This is a genomic window from Calditerrivibrio sp. (assembly GCF_049968475.1).
In the GTDB taxonomy this organism is placed as follows: domain Bacteria; phylum Chrysiogenota; class Deferribacteres; order Deferribacterales; family Calditerrivibrionaceae; genus Calditerrivibrio; species Calditerrivibrio nitroreducens_A.
On sequence record NZ_JBMFQS010000003.1, the window covers coordinates 106,982 to 121,238 of the forward strand.

Annotated in this window: 16 protein-coding genes; 10 read left to right on the forward strand and 6 right to left on the reverse strand. The window is 36.6% G+C overall.

Going from position 1 to position 14,257, the window contains the following annotated elements:
* Nucleotide 1 precedes the first annotated feature (1 nt).
* From wecB to ACP5Q2_RS04325, 8 genes are read left to right on the forward strand one after another with little or no spacing between them, the layout of a single operon-like run.
* Complete coding sequence (gene wecB / locus ACP5Q2_RS04290) at nt 2–1,111, forward strand: non-hydrolyzing UDP-N-acetylglucosamine 2-epimerase (RefSeq protein ID WP_424604968.1); 1,110 nt, start codon at nt 2–4, stop codon at nt 1,109–1,111.
* A complete protein-coding gene (locus ACP5Q2_RS04295; protein WP_428097564.1) occupies nt 1,104–2,351 on the forward strand; it encodes an oligosaccharide flippase family protein in 1,248 nt (415 codons plus the stop codon). Before wecB ends, ACP5Q2_RS04295 begins: the two co-directional genes overlap by 8 nt.
* Complete coding sequence (locus tag ACP5Q2_RS04300) at nt 2,335–2,895, forward strand: acyltransferase (protein WP_424604966.1); 561 nt, start codon at nt 2,335–2,337, stop codon at nt 2,893–2,895. Before ACP5Q2_RS04295 ends, ACP5Q2_RS04300 begins: the two co-directional genes overlap by 17 nt.
* A 3-nt stretch (nt 2,896–2,898) precedes the next feature.
* Nucleotides 2,899–4,110 (forward strand): hypothetical protein, encoded by a 1,212-nt coding sequence (locus ACP5Q2_RS04305; protein ID WP_428097567.1) that lies wholly within the window; start codon nt 2,899–2,901, stop codon nt 4,108–4,110.
* Nucleotides 4,107–5,150, forward strand: coding sequence for a glycosyltransferase (locus ACP5Q2_RS04310; RefSeq protein WP_428097570.1), 1,044 nt, complete (start codon nt 4,107–4,109; stop codon nt 5,148–5,150). Before ACP5Q2_RS04305 ends, ACP5Q2_RS04310 begins: the two co-directional genes overlap by 4 nt.
* Entirely contained in the window at nt 5,140–6,138 is a 999-nt protein-coding gene (locus tag ACP5Q2_RS04315; RefSeq protein ID WP_428097572.1) for a glycosyltransferase family 2 protein, read from the forward strand. Before ACP5Q2_RS04310 ends, ACP5Q2_RS04315 begins: the two co-directional genes overlap by 11 nt.
* 1 nt (nt 6,139) lies before the next feature.
* Nucleotides 6,140–7,225 (forward strand): DegT/DnrJ/EryC1/StrS family aminotransferase, encoded by a 1,086-nt coding sequence (locus ACP5Q2_RS04320; RefSeq protein ID WP_428097575.1) that lies wholly within the window; start codon nt 6,140–6,142, stop codon nt 7,223–7,225.
* Nucleotides 7,226–7,246: 21 nt separating this feature from the next.
* Nucleotides 7,247–8,380, forward strand: a complete 1,134-nt coding sequence (locus ACP5Q2_RS04325) for a DegT/DnrJ/EryC1/StrS family aminotransferase (protein ID WP_428097577.1) — start codon at nt 7,247–7,249, stop codon at nt 8,378–8,380.
* A 112-nt stretch (nt 8,381–8,492) separates the two neighbouring features.
* On the opposite strand, the gene larA is transcribed toward ACP5Q2_RS04325, so the two are convergent.
* Genes larA through purE form a run of 6 tightly spaced genes read right to left on the reverse strand, consistent with a single transcriptional unit; the run spans nt 8,493 to nt 13,363 of the window.
* Nucleotides 8,493–9,746 carry a nickel-dependent lactate racemase gene (gene larA, locus ACP5Q2_RS04330; protein ID WP_428097580.1) on the reverse strand — a complete coding sequence of 418 codons (1,254 nt, stop codon included), beginning with the start codon at nt 9,744–9,746 and terminating at the stop codon, nt 8,493–8,495.
* A gap of 1 nt (nt 9,747) precedes the next feature.
* The gene (gene moaA, locus ACP5Q2_RS04335; protein WP_428097582.1) at nt 9,748–10,731 is read right to left on the reverse strand and encodes a GTP 3',8-cyclase MoaA; all 984 of its coding nucleotides are present in this window, start codon (nt 10,729–10,731) and stop codon (nt 9,748–9,750) included.
* Nucleotides 10,724–11,473 carry a twin-arginine translocase subunit TatC gene (gene tatC, locus ACP5Q2_RS04340; RefSeq protein WP_428097585.1) on the reverse strand — a complete coding sequence of 250 codons (750 nt, stop codon included), beginning with the start codon at nt 11,471–11,473 and terminating at the stop codon, nt 10,724–10,726. Before tatC ends, moaA begins: the two co-directional genes overlap by 8 nt.
* Complete coding sequence (locus ACP5Q2_RS04345; RefSeq protein WP_424604957.1) at nt 11,470–11,769, reverse strand: twin-arginine translocase TatA/TatE family subunit; 300 nt, start codon at nt 11,767–11,769, stop codon at nt 11,470–11,472. The genes tatC and ACP5Q2_RS04345 overlap by 4 nt, the downstream gene beginning before the upstream one ends.
* A 57-nt stretch (nt 11,770–11,826) precedes the next feature.
* Nucleotides 11,827–12,852, reverse strand: a complete 1,026-nt coding sequence (locus ACP5Q2_RS04350; RefSeq protein WP_424604956.1) for an L-threonylcarbamoyladenylate synthase — start codon at nt 12,850–12,852, stop codon at nt 11,827–11,829.
* The gene (gene purE, locus ACP5Q2_RS04355; RefSeq protein ID WP_428097589.1) at nt 12,842–13,363 is read right to left on the reverse strand and encodes a 5-(carboxyamino)imidazole ribonucleotide mutase; all 522 of its coding nucleotides are present in this window, start codon (nt 13,361–13,363) and stop codon (nt 12,842–12,844) included. Before purE ends, ACP5Q2_RS04350 begins: the two co-directional genes overlap by 11 nt.
* Before the next feature lie 60 nt (nt 13,364–13,423).
* Between purE and flgB the strand changes: the two genes are divergently transcribed.
* Together flgB and flgC are read left to right on the forward strand one after the other, a co-directional pair.
* Nucleotides 13,424–13,828: a flagellar basal body rod protein FlgB gene (flgB, locus tag ACP5Q2_RS04360; protein WP_424604954.1), complete on the forward strand. Its 405-nt coding sequence runs from the start codon at nt 13,424–13,426 to the stop codon at nt 13,826–13,828.
* Between the two features lie 8 nt (nt 13,829–13,836).
* Nucleotides 13,837–14,241 carry a flagellar basal body rod protein FlgC gene (flgC, locus tag ACP5Q2_RS04365; protein ID WP_424604953.1) on the forward strand — a complete coding sequence of 135 codons (405 nt, stop codon included), beginning with the start codon at nt 13,837–13,839 and terminating at the stop codon, nt 14,239–14,241.
* Nucleotides 14,242–14,257: the final 16 nt, after the last annotated feature.

Here is a 14,257-nt window from a genome sequence, read left to right on the forward strand (position 1 = left end):
AATGAAGATATTAACAGTAATTGGTGCTCGTCCGCAGTTTATAAAAGCGGCGGCGGTGAGTAGAATCATTTCCAATAAGAAGATACAGGGATTTGATATCGAAGAGGTGATCGTCCACACTGGGCAGCATTTTGACGAGAAGATGAGTGATATCTTTTTTGAAGAGATGGAAATACCCAGACCTAATTATTCTCTTGGCATCAATCAGCTATCCCACGGTGCAATGACGGGGCAGATGCTTGAAAAGGTGGAGGATCTCCTGTTTAAAGAGAAGCCCGATATAGTTTTGGTGTACGGGGATACAAATACCACGCTGGCGGGTGCACTTGCGGCGGCGAAGCTTCACATTAAAGTTGCCCATGTGGAGGCAGGTCTTAGAAGCTACAACATGTTGATGCCGGAGGAGATCAATAGGGTTTTGACCGATAGAATCAGTCACATCCTTTTTTGCCCCACCAACCAGGCGGTGGAAAACCTAAAAAAAGAGGGGTATCCAAACCTGCTGAAAAATGGTGTAATTCAAAGGGTCGAGATGGTTGGGGATGTGATGTATGATACGGCTATTTATTACAATAATAAAATTGATGACAAAGATAACATCTATGCCAGATATGGGGTAAAAAAAGGTGAGTATCATCTGGCAACAATCCACCGTGCGGAAAATACCGATGATGGAAAAAGATTAAGGGATATATTTATGGCATTGGAGGAGATAGCTTCCGACAGAACTATCGTTTTACCCATCCACCCCAGGACAAAAAAGATACTTAATAATCTTGACCTGAGGATTAGAAATATAAAACTAATCGATCCTGTGGGATATTTTGAAATGTTGACTTTACTGGATGGGGCGGATCTGGTATTTACAGATAGTGGAGGTTTACAGAAGGAGGCTTATTTTTTTAAAAAGTTTTGTATTACTCTTCGGGATGAGACGGAGTGGGTGGAGTTGGTGGAAAATAACGTGAATTTTCTTACTGGAGCAGACAAAGATAAAATTTTAGATACTTATAATACCATAAAGGGAAGATCTTTTGATTTGAAAAAAGAGCTTTATGGTGATGGCAGGGCAGCAGATAAAATAGTGGAAATACTATTATCGTATGTTTAGCCTTAAAAGTAGCTTTTTGAAGAATGTACTGACACTCTTTACCGGATCTATCCTTTCCCAGGTGATTACACTTGCCATCTCCCCAATACTTACCAGACAGTATTCCCCAAACGATTTCGGTGAATATGCTTTTTATCTTTCAATTATTACTATCCTGTCCGTTGTGGCGACCGGCAGGTATGAACTGGCTATTATGATAGCAGATGGTAACGAAAAAGCGGATGCCACCACTTACCTTTGTCTCATTATCTCTTTATTGGCGGGTGGTTTTGTGTTGATAACTGCAATTATCTTAAAGTCCTTTGGATTTTTTATCAAATATAATCATTTACTATTTTATGCAGCTTTTCACATTATGCTTATCGGTTTTTATAATACATTCTATCATAGATTAAATAGATACGGTAGATTCAATATGATATCGATGGTGGTGATAGTTCAGTCTTCGGTGGTGGCGATTTACCAGATAGCGTTTGGCTTTATAAACCCCGGATCGATTCATCTTATCGTTGGCAACATATTAGGAATTTTTACTTCTGTATTAACCATTCTCTTTCTGGACAAGGGAATAGGTAATATTTTTAAGTATAGAGGGATGATTTTAGAGATGTCCAGAAGATATATAAATTTTCCAAAATTTGACTTATGGGCGGGTCTTTTCAACATCGGATTTCAACAACTACCTGTGATTCTCATCACCACCCTATTTGGGACAACCAATGGTGGGTATTTTTCCCTTACGCAGAGGGTATTGCAGGCTCCGGTGTCACTCATAGGTGGTTCTATTCTGGGGGCTTTCCGACAGAAGGCGGTGGAAGATTTTAGAAATTATGGGCAGTGTAGCAGACTGTTTTTAAAGGTCATGTACTTTATGTTTTTTGTTGCAATTTTACCTACATTGTTAGTCCTATTTTACGGAAAAAGTATCTTTGAGTATCTTTTTGGCAGTCAGTGGGGAACGGCTGGGTTATTTTCTCAGATTATGATTTTAGCTTTTCTGGCAAGATTTGTGGCATCTCCCCTTACATATCTTTTTTACATCGCCGAAAGGCAGGACTGGAATTTAATCGGGCAGGTGCTTTTTATAATTGTGACCTTTTTAGGTTTTTTTATAGGGTATAAATTTGACAGTGTAGTATTAGGACTTGTTATTTACACAGCAGGCAATTGTGTGCTATATACTCTTTATCTTTACATCTCATATCTATTTTCAAAGGGGCTTTATGTCTATAAAAGGTAGGATAAAAGAGATACTACTCAAGATGGAAGGGGAAGACAGGTTTATAAACCGTTTTGCAGTGAAACTGCTCTTAATGAGGAAGATCGGCTTTCCACTCTATCTTACAAACTTTTTTTTCCAGAGGATACTAAGAAATCAGTCTGAGATAAATTTTTCAGTTCATTTTACATCCAAGGTATCTCACATTGAAAATATTAAAATACATTATGATCTCATCACATTGACCAGCTTTGCGGTGAGTGGTAATTGCTACATACAGGCGTATAATGGTCTTATCTGCGGTAAAAACTTCCTTTTTGCCCCCGGTGTAAAGATTATAACGTCGGGGCATGATTTTAAAGATATCAGCAAACCCACCAAAAACGAACCGGTGATATTTGGAGATAATGTCTGGATTGGTGCAAATGTGGTAATACTTCCGGGTGTAAGGGTAGGTAATAACTGTGTTATTGGGGCGGGATCAGTTGTGACAAAAAGTTTTGTGGATGACAATCTTATCATTGCGGGCAATCCGGCTAAAGTGATTGGTAAAAGGGAAGAATAATAGATGAAAAAATATAATCTTTTATTAATTACCCCATTTTACCCCCCTGTGGAATCTGTAGCTACGAATAGAATGGTTGCGTTTTGTAAATATCTCAAACATTTCAATATTACAGTACTTACAAGATCAAATAAGTTTCATTCTGACGAGATGGTGGATGGAGTAAGGGTCATAAGAGTTCCGGATCGATCTTTATTTAAAAAAGCCACCTTCAATCGTAAGACAAACGTTTTTTTACACAATATCAAAGCACTCTACAACAGAATCTTACTGTTTACACAGCTGGATGAGTACGATGGATGGAGGAGCTCTGTCTTTGATTATCTCAATAAAAATAAACCTGATGTGGATGTGGTGTTAAGCTCATTTGCACCGATTTCCACTCACATAATCGCTTTATATCTTAAAAATCTAAATAAAAAGATTGTATGGGTTGCGGATATGAGGGATCATATGAGTAGCAACATATTTTTCCCCGAAAGGTATAGAAAAAAGATTGGACATTATGAAGGAGAGATCCTATCCAGAGCTGACATCATTACTGCTGTGTCTAAACCTATTATAGAGGAGTTTGAGGGTAAGACCCAGAGAAAAGATATAATTTTCTTAGAGATAAGAAATGGTTATGATTTTGAACCCTGCTTTGATAATCCACCTGCGAATAGTGTATGGACCGTTACGTATACAGGCACATTTTATGGTTTAAGAAATCCGGATAATTTTCTAAAGGGTGTAAAAGAGTTGTTGCAACGGGGGGATATCGATGATATAAGGATAAACTTTGTGGGGGTCACAAAGCCTATGGTGGTGGATGAACTGTTGAAAGAAAAGGTGCATTTTTTTGACAAAGTTTCTAATAAGGAATCTATCGACTTTATGAGAAAATCTGATGCACTTCTTTTGATACACCCCACTTCCGAATTAAAAGGGGTTTATACAGGTAAGCTTTTTGAATATATAGGTGTAGTAAGACCGATATTAGCACTGGTGGATCCTGATGATGTGGCGGCAGATCTTATAAAAAAGGGGAATTTTGGATTTGTGGCGGATAACAACGATATTGAAGGGATAAAAAAATGCATATTGAAATGCTATGATTTGTGGAAAAATGGGGAAAAGTTCAATCCGGATATTGAGTTAGTGAAAACCTGCCACAGGCGTTTTCAGGTGGAAATATTGGAAAAAAGATTAATGGAAGAGTTAGAAAAAAGATGAGATATCTTATAATTGGGGATGGCAACAGTCCACACCTTTTAAAATGGGCAAAAACACTAAAAAAAGATGTTGATCTGTACCTCTTTTCCTTCAACAGAATATCAGATGAATTAAAAAGTATTTTGGGAGAAAAGAAGGCTTTTTCGGCAAATCTTTCCGTAAGTCAGACGGGGGGGAATTATTCGATTTTGAAATATGCAAGTTTACTCAACAGCATTATAAAATATGTTCATCCAGATATAGTAAATCCTCATTACATCACCAGCAACGGTTTTATGGCGGTATTGGTTAAAAAGCTTATGAAGTATGACTACAAGATAGTATCATCCTGCTGGGGTTCGGATATCCTTGTGAATCCAAACAGGAATTTTTTGTATAAAAAGATCACCCGATACATTTTAAAACATTCAGACCTTATAACTTCAGATTCATACTCTATGACCGATAAAATACTGGATTTTTGTAACAAAAGGGTTCTCACATTCCCTTTTGGGGTTGAAAATATCCCCAATGTTACGAATAAAGAGCCTCTGCTATTCTTTTCCAACAGGATGTTAAAGCCGAATTACAACATTGATAAGATAGTGTCATTTTTCAAAAATATCCACGACAGGGACAAAAGATCAAGATTGATAATAGCAAATGACGGAGTTTTAAGGGATGATATCTTAGGACAGATAAGTAGTCTCGGACTGTCTTCGGCTGTGGAATACGTAGGTTTTCTTTCAAAAGAGAAACAGGACGAGATATACGCCAAAAGCACGTTTTATATCTCCATTCCCGATTCGGATGCCACGTCTGTTTCACTTCTGGAAGCAATGTCTTTTGGATGTATCCCAATTGTTTCCAATATCCCATCTAATAGGGAATGGGTATGGGATGGGTACAATGGATTCTACTTCGATGGGAATATAGATAGGCTCTTTTCTGTCCAGAGCAGAATAGATGAATTTCTCAAGATAAATCAGGAGATTATAAGAAAAAGAGGATTATGGCAGAATAATATTAGCAATTTTTTAAAGGTGATATATGAACTATGAAGAACTACCAAAGGTATCATTGGTTATTCCATGTAGAAACGAAGAGAAGTTTATTGGTACATTTTTAGATTCACTTACAAAGATAGATTATCCAAAAGAAAAGTTAGAGATTCTATTTATCGATGGTATGAGCGATGATCGGACAAAAGAGATAATCCTATCATATAGGGATAGGTTACTCGTAAGTGTGACAGATAATCCCAAAAAGATTACCCCTGTTGCTCTGAATATTGGGATAAAGAATTCAAGTGGCGAGTATGTTATTATTTTAAGCAGTCACACAAAGATACCTGATAATTTTGTATTAAAAAATATAGAAACCATCCTATCAACCGGTGCAGATTGTGTGGGGGGAATAATCGAAACGATATCCCCATCGGATAACATTTTAGCCAGATCGATTTCTTATGTTTTATCTAATAGGTTTGGGGTGGGGAATTCACTGTTCAGGACAGGTACGGATAGATTGATGGAGGTGGATACAGTTCCTTATGGATGTTACAAAAGAGGGGTATTTGAACGTTTTGGGTATTTCAATGAGAGTCTTGTAAGAAATCAGGATATAGAGCTTAATTTAAGAATCAAAAAATCAGGTGGAAGGATTATTCTAAATCCAGAGATCAAAAGTACCTATTTTTCAAGAGATACATTAAAAGGGCTTTTTAGGCAGAATTTTTGGAATGGTTTCTGGGTTTTTTATAGTTTGAGATTTGCTAAAATCCCCTTTTCCATAAGACATACGATACCTGCAATCTTTGTATTAACTCTGGTGTCATCCCTTTTACTTAGTAATATCAGCTTTTTTTATATACTGTTCTGGCTTACACTTGGATCCTACTTTATGGCAAACATCTATTTTAGCTATCAGATAGCAAAAAGTAAAGGTTTTAAATATTTTTTACACTGCGTTATCTCTTTTTTCACCCTTCACATATCTTACGGCCTTGGTTCCATCTGGGGATTGATCAGGTATTTATTCGGGAGGTAATATGTCAACAATTTATACATTTTTTAAAGGTAGAGTGGCGCTATATGCTATTTTAAAAGGTATGGGGATAAAAGAGGGGGATGAGGTTATTCTTCCAGGTTTTACCTGTGTAGTGGTGCCTAATGCCATCTGTTATGCAGGTGGAAGGCCTGTATACGTGGATATTGACCCATCTGATTATAACATAGATGTGAACAAGATTGAAGAGAAGATTACGGATAAAACAAAGGCCATAATAGCACAGCATACATTTGGAATTCCTGCCAGGATGGATGAGATAAGATCTATCTGTAAAAAGTATAACCTTTTTCTCATAGAGGATGCATGTCATTGTCTTGGTTCTACCTATAGAGGGGTTGAAATGGGGAATTTCGGTGATGCTGCCTTTTTTTCCTCCCAATGGTCAAAGCCAGTTACAACAGGTTTAGGTGGCTGGGCACAGATAAATAACCCCGATTTAATCTCTGGTATGGAAAAAATTTATAAAGAGTTTAACATGCCATCAAAAAAAGAGGAGTTGCTCCTTGATGCTCAGTACAATCTTTATGAAAAATTTCTCACGCCAAAATTGTTCTGGATAGCCCAGTCTTCATACCGCAAACTATCATCATTGGGTATTACTGTGGGGTCATCTTCCAATGATGAACTGGAATATGAAAAACCTCAAAATTTTGAAAAAAGAATGGGGCTGACTCAGGAAAGATTACTTTTCAAAAAACTTTTGAATAAAGAAGATATTATAGTCCATAGAAAAAAGATAACCAATATCTACAGAGAATATTTTTTAAATGAATACGATAAATTGAAGAATGATAATATGGAAATTATTTTTTTAAGGTTTCCTCTATTGGTTAGGGACAAAAGAGGGATACTCGAAAAAGCAAAGAAGCTTAAAATAGAGATTGGGGATTGGTTTTTATCTCCACTTCATCCAAATTTGACAGGATGGGAAAAGGTTTTTTATTATAAAGGTGCCTGCCCCATTGCGGAAGATATTTCGGATCGCATAATAAACCTTCCCACACACGATAAAATAAACGAAAAAGAGGCTAAACGTATAGCAGAATTCGTAATAAGATATAGATAATAATTTTAAGGAGTGTGTATAATGTATATTCCATTTCATAAAGCACATATTACTGACGAAGAGATAAATTTGGTGGTGGATGCCTTAAGATCCGGATGGATCACCATGGGGCCAAAGGTGATGGAGTTTGAAAAAAAATTTGCTGATTTTATCAACAGGGATAGTTCAAAACAGATTAATGCTTTACTGGTAAATTCCTGTACCGCAGCTCTTCATCTTGCTTTAAAGGCAATTGGCTTAAAAGCAGGTGATGAGGTTATTTTGCCTACGAATACCTTTATTGCTACGGCGGAGGTGGTGACATATTTTAATGCAAAGCCAGTTTTGTGCGATATAGATTACGATACAATGCTGATGAATGTGAATAAGATAGAAGCTTTAATTACTGATAAAACAAAGGCTATAATACCTGTTCATTTTGCGGGTCAGCCCTGTGATATGGATCAGATTTTAGATATTGCAAGAAAGTATAACCTAAAGGTTATCGAGGATGCCGCCCACTCATTCCCTGCCTTTTATAAAGATAAACCTGTAGGTACAATTGGTGATATTACATGTTTCAGTTTTTATGCCACCAAAACTCTTGCTATGGGGGAGGGTGGCGCAATAACCACGGATAACGAAGAATACCTGAAATCAATAAAAATTAATAGACTACATGGGATAAATAGAGATGCCTGGGATAGATACACTATGAAAGGTAGCTGGTATTATGATGTGGTGGATAACGGCTTAAAATACAACTCCACCGATATAAACGCAGCAATGGGGCTTGCTCAATTGAATAAAGCTGAATGGATGATGAAAGAAAGGGAAAAGATAGCAAAAATGTACATCGATGCCTTTAAAGATGATGAAAGGATTGGACTGCCGGTTTTGAAGGATGATAGGGTATCGGCATGGCATCTTTTTGTCATAAAAGTGAAGAATAGAGATCATCTAATCGAAAAATTAAAAGAGGTGGGGGTTGGCACATCGGTACATTTTATACCTGTCCACAAACATCCATACTACAGAAGTAATTTTGGTTATAAAGATGCAGATTACCCCATAGCAAATAGAGTTTTTGAGCTATCCCTTTCCCTTCCAATCTGGCCCGGGATGAAGGATGAAGAGGTGGAATATGTGGTGGATATGGTAAAACGGTACGCCTGATGGAGGGGGGATGAGTAATTAGCGATTATATTGAAATGGCTAATAAGAACAAACCGTATAAAGTTACTATAGAAAATTCTAAACAAATTGAATAATGATTAATGGTAACTCATTAATCTTTTACTTTAAAGAAATAGTTGTAGCTAATGGGGACAAAAGCTACATTGGAATCTCCGATTATTTCAGTCATCTCACCTATTGAATTTAGCTTTTTAAAGCCCATTCGCTCTGTGTCCTCTTTTGAAAAGCTGGAGTAAAGGTGGCAGTTAAATCTTTCTGTGATTGTTTTTAGATTAAAAGCGGTCTGTTTATTGATCTGGTAGTCCTGTAGCAGGATTTCAAACATTTCTTTAGAGGAGGAGATATCGAAAAAATCTCTAAAATAATCATTTCCATATCCATCGATACATTCAGCAAAAAAGAAGATATTACCACCATCTTTTACTATATTTTTTATTCTATCTATAGATTTTTGTGACTGAACCATATTTATGTCCTTAGGGAAACCACCTGCGGAAACCACTACGTTATCGTATTTTTTTTCCACCTCTATGGTGGTATATTGTTTTAGTTTTTCACAGGCTTCTATATGTGAGGTGAAAAGATCGCCACATACCAGATCTACTACTTTATTGTCATCATTTAATATTGTGTTGATGGAAAAAAATGTTTTGCCTCTTCGTGCTATCATTACAGCTTCCACAATATCGCTGTGAACGGGGTTATTTTTCAGGTTACCGGTTGTGGCATATATGTTTTTGCATCTATTTGTTTCATCAAGGACTAATTTATGATTATGCAGGGCAGTTTTCCTGGATGCTATGCCTGGTATTATCAGTTTCCTTCCTCCACCAAATCCACAAAAGTAGTGATAGCTCACAGATCCTATGGGGATTATTGTATCTGCCTTTGTGTAAGCGTTGTTTATCAGTATTGGGGTGTTATTGCGGGTTTTCCCAAAATAGAAATGGTTGTCAAGGTCATCGGGATTGTGGTCAATGATCTTATGATGATATTTATTGAAAAGATCTTCGGTGAGTATCTGCTTTTTCTCTTCAATGGTGAGATTTCTATGTGTGCCGATGGCAAAGATAATGTTGAAATCTTTGTTGTACTGTTCAAAAATGTTGAAAAGATAGGGTAAAAAGATCTCTGCCCCTGATTTTCTGGTGATGTCAGGTAAAATAATTAGGCTCTTATTGGATTTTTCAATGACCTCTTCGATCCCTTCCATTAAAATCGCTTCATTGTTCAATATCTGCAGGATCTTTTCAATCTTGAGGGGTTCCATTATTCTGTCTGTTGCCAATATGTCAATTTTTTTTAACGTAAATTCAAGACTATCTTTTCCATATTTGATAAACATATCAACCACCAATTTTAGACATAGTTCTGTTAAATTTAATAGACTCACAATCGGATATATGATGCGACCAATCTTTTATATCAAGAGATTCTTTAATCTTTTTCAAAAATAGATCTTCGTCCCTCATCTTTATGGCATAAGTCAGATCTATTTCTCTATCGGAGAGTAGACATGGTCTCAGCTTCCCATCCGGGGTGATTCTAAGTTTGTCACATTCTCCACAGAAATGGTTGGATATTGGGGTGATGATCCCGATTCTGGCTCCATTTGAGAGTTTATAGTTCAACGCTGGTCCTTCAAATTTATGTTTTTCTATTTTTGTAAGTGAAAAATGTTCCCTTATTATATCTAAAATCTCTTTACCTCTTATGATGGCATCTTTGTTCCACCCAATACTATTTCCAATAGGCATAAACTCAATAAATCTGACGGTAACATTGTTGTCTGCAGCAAAATGACAGAAATCCACTATCTCATCATCGTTGAAACCTTTTATGAGAACGGTATTTATCTTTATGGGGAATAATCCTGCATCCTGGGCTGATTTTATTCCATCAATTATGTTATTTAAATCAAAACCGCCGGTAATAAGCTGGTACCTTTCAGGTTTTAGAGAATCTATACTTACATTTATTCTGTTTATACCAGCTTTTTTTAAGTTTTCTGCAAATTGGGTTAAAAGGGATCCGTTTGTGGTAAGAGTTATCTCCTCAATATCTGTTTCTGATTTAATATTCCTGATGAAATCGGTAAGTCCTTTTCTTACCAATGGCTCACCACCAGTTAATCTTATCTTTTTGATTCCATATTTAGAGAATATTTTAAGGGCAAAAAGCAGGTCTTCATACCTTAAAATTTCACTGTGATCTATAAATTTAAAATTGTGTGTTGGGATACAGTATTTACATCTAAAATTGCATCTATCTGTTACGGATACCCTCAAATATCTGTATGTTCTACCATATTTATCGGTTAATTCATTCATATATACTCAAATCTTTCCCTTTTTTCTTCCCAAATATTTTTGCCACAAAGATGCTTATTTCATAAAGGATAAGTAGTGGTATTGCCATCAATACCTGACTTACTACATCTGGCGGAGTAAGTATGGCAGCAATTATGAATATACCTACGATCGAATAGCCCCGATACTTTTTTAGCATATCTTCTGTGACCAACCCTATTTTAGCAAGAAAGAACACTATTACAGGTAATTCAAACACAACACCAAAACCGAGCATCAGTTTGACAACAAATGACAGATACCATGTCAATGAAAGGTTTGCTGTGATCCCATCTGTTGCATAAGTTAAGAAAAATTTAAAGGCAATTGGTAAAACAAACTGATAACAGAAAAATGATCCAAAAAAGAAGAGAAAAGATGCGGATATTACAAATCCTGATACATATTTTCTTTCATGGGCGTAAAGTCCTGGTGCGATAAATTTCCATAATTCGTATAATATATATGGCATAGCAAAAAACACTGCAGCCATAAAGGAAAGTTTTAATTCAGTGAGAAACCCCTCCGTTAGCTTCAGCATAGACAGAGATGAATTTGGTGGCATGAACAATATAAGCGGTTTTTTTATAAACTGAAAAAGGTATACACTTTTCCAATAACATATAGAAAAGACTATAGTAAGAGCAATCATTATTCTAATTAGTCTTTTCCTTAGTTCTTCAAGATGTGTCATTAAGGGTTGTTCTGCATCAACAGGCTTCATTTTGTTTCCTTTGTTTCATTTTTTGCTGTTTCGGTATTTGTGGGTGAATCTTTTGATTGTTCACTGTGGGCGGTTTTCCACTTATCTTCATAGACATTTTTTAAGTCATTATCTTTAGGTTTATCGTGGATGACTTCGTCTATATTGACGGCCTCTTTAAAACCATCCATCGCCTTTTTAAACTCAGCGTATCCTTTCCCGAGAGCTCTTGCAACTTCAGGCAGCCTCTTGGGACCTATTACAACTATTGCCACAACAGCTATCAGCAATATCTCTGATAAACCTAAACCAAACATAATAGACCTCTTATATATTTTGCAACAATATGTAATATTTTTATTTTAAAATCAAGCTTAAATAACATCTATGATTTTATCTGAGCCCCTTTCAATTCTATCTTCAATGCTTACCCATAGCCCATGGTGATCTGGTAGGGGAAGTATAATGATTTCGTCCACTGATTTTTCCATCTTCCGCAGTGTCCGGTAAAAAAATTTTGAAGCATGTTCCGGATTGCCTGATAGATTCTCTATTTGAATATTGTTGTAATATCCTTCCATATCAAGCCCAAAGTGTATAACTCCTATCTTTTTATCGATTGAAATGGTACTTAATAGAAGGTTTAAGTGATCCGGTGAAGTGATCTTTTTGATGTAAGTTGTTTTTATCCCAGGTGCGTAATGTTTGTACTTTGTCCCGGGGGATATGGTGCCTTCCCCAGGGCTGGAGAAGTTTACAACTTCCACTACCTTTTCGATCATCTCTTTAGATATAGTTCCTTTTCGTAATATCACAGGTGGATTTATCAGTGTGTTTATGACAGTGGATTCCAGTCCGCATCTTACGATCCCCTCATCTACAATGAGGTCTACTTTACCGTTTAATTCTTCAAATATATCTGAGATTTCCGTTCCGGATGGTTTTCCGGAGATATTTGCTGATGGGGCTGCCAGAGGGCCTGTCATTTCTATAAGTTTTAATGTGAAATCGTTGTCTGGCATTCTTACGGCTATGGTGCTTAGCCCACCTGTAATTTTTTTATTGATACCCTCTTTGGCTTTAAATATGAGGGTGAGGGGGCCAGGCCAGAAGTGTTGCATAAGTTTTTTGGCAGCTTCGTTTATCTCATCTGTTAAGTCATTTAGTTGTTTTGAATCAGAAATGTGAACTATCAGTGGGTTGTCTGCTGGCCTGTTTTTGGCTTCAAAGATCTTCTGGATTGCATAAGAATTATATATAGATGCCGCAATACCGTAAACGGTTTCAGTTGGTATTACGGCTATTCCACCAGTATTGATTATTCCTGATGCGATTTTCAAAGCTTCATTGAAATTCTCTTCTGTTAGTTTTATGATTTTAGTGGAAATTTTATTCTTCAATTTTTATACTTAATACCTTCTGTCTCTGTTTTTCAATGAAATCTTCAAGCTTTCTCTGATACTCATCATATTTTAGTGCAAGAATACGTATGGCAAGAAGTGCAGCATTTTCCGCAATTCCTACCCCAACGGTTGCCACAGGGATCCCTTTTGGCATCTGTACGATTGAAAGTAATGAGTCGAGCCCATCCATAAATTTACTTGGCATAGGGATACCAATCACCGGAAGTGTTGTCTTTGCTGCTATTACACCTGGCAGGTGGGCTGCCCCTCCAGCTCCGGCTATGAGAATTTCTATGCCTCTCTCTTTTGCCTCTTCTGTATATTTTATCGTTTCATCCGGAGTTCTGTGGGCTGATAAAACCTTTATTTCATAAGGGACGTTGAATTCCTTAAAAATGTCAGCCGCTTTTTTCATAACTGGTAAATCACTATCACTTCCCATAAGAATTCCGACGATAGGTTTAGACACTGATAAACTCCATAATTTTATTTTTAAGAGTGGTAGCATAAAAATTTTCCATCGTCAAGTGGCACATAATTTGATATGAGCACTATATGGAGGAAGCTTATGAATATCTTTGATAAGACAGTTATAAAAGATTTGAGTTTTGCATTGAAGGTAAACAGTGTAAAAAACAATATTTTAGCTAATAACATCGCAAATGTTGACACACCAAATTATAAAGCAAAAAAACTTGAGTTTTCCGAAGTAATGAAGGAATATTTTTCCGGTGGTTCAAAATTACCACTTATGACCACTAATGATCGCCATATAAAAGGAACTACTGATATTACTGATCCAAATAGCTTCGTTAGATTGCAAAACAATCCCTCCCTCAGGAATGATGGTAATGATGTAAATTTAGATTATGAAATGAGTGAGATGGCGAAAAATGGTATTCAGTATTCTATGTTCAGCCAAATTATAGCAGGTAAATTTACCGGACTTAAATCTGCTATTCAGGGTAGATAGGAGGTTTTATGGGATTTTTTAATATCTTAAACGTTGCAGCCACAGGTTTATCAGCACAGCGGATAAGGATCAACGTTATATCTTCAAATCTTGCCAACGCAAATACCACAAAAACTGAAACAGGGGAACCATACAAAAGAAAAGATGTGGTTTTTAAAGAGCTTCTGGAAGGGGAATATTCTGGTGGAGTTAGAGTGGAAAAGGTGGTGGAGGATAAAAAGCCTTTTGTTTTAAAATATGAGCCAGGCCATCCGGATGCAAATGAAGAGGGGTATGTGCAGTATCCAAACGTCAACCCGATTGAAGAAATGGTGAATATGATAGAGGCAAGCAGAAGTTATGAAGCAAATGTAACGGTTTTAAATACGGCAAAGCAACTTGCAATGAGGGCACTTGACATCGGTAGGGCTTAAAATTTTTGTTGTAAAA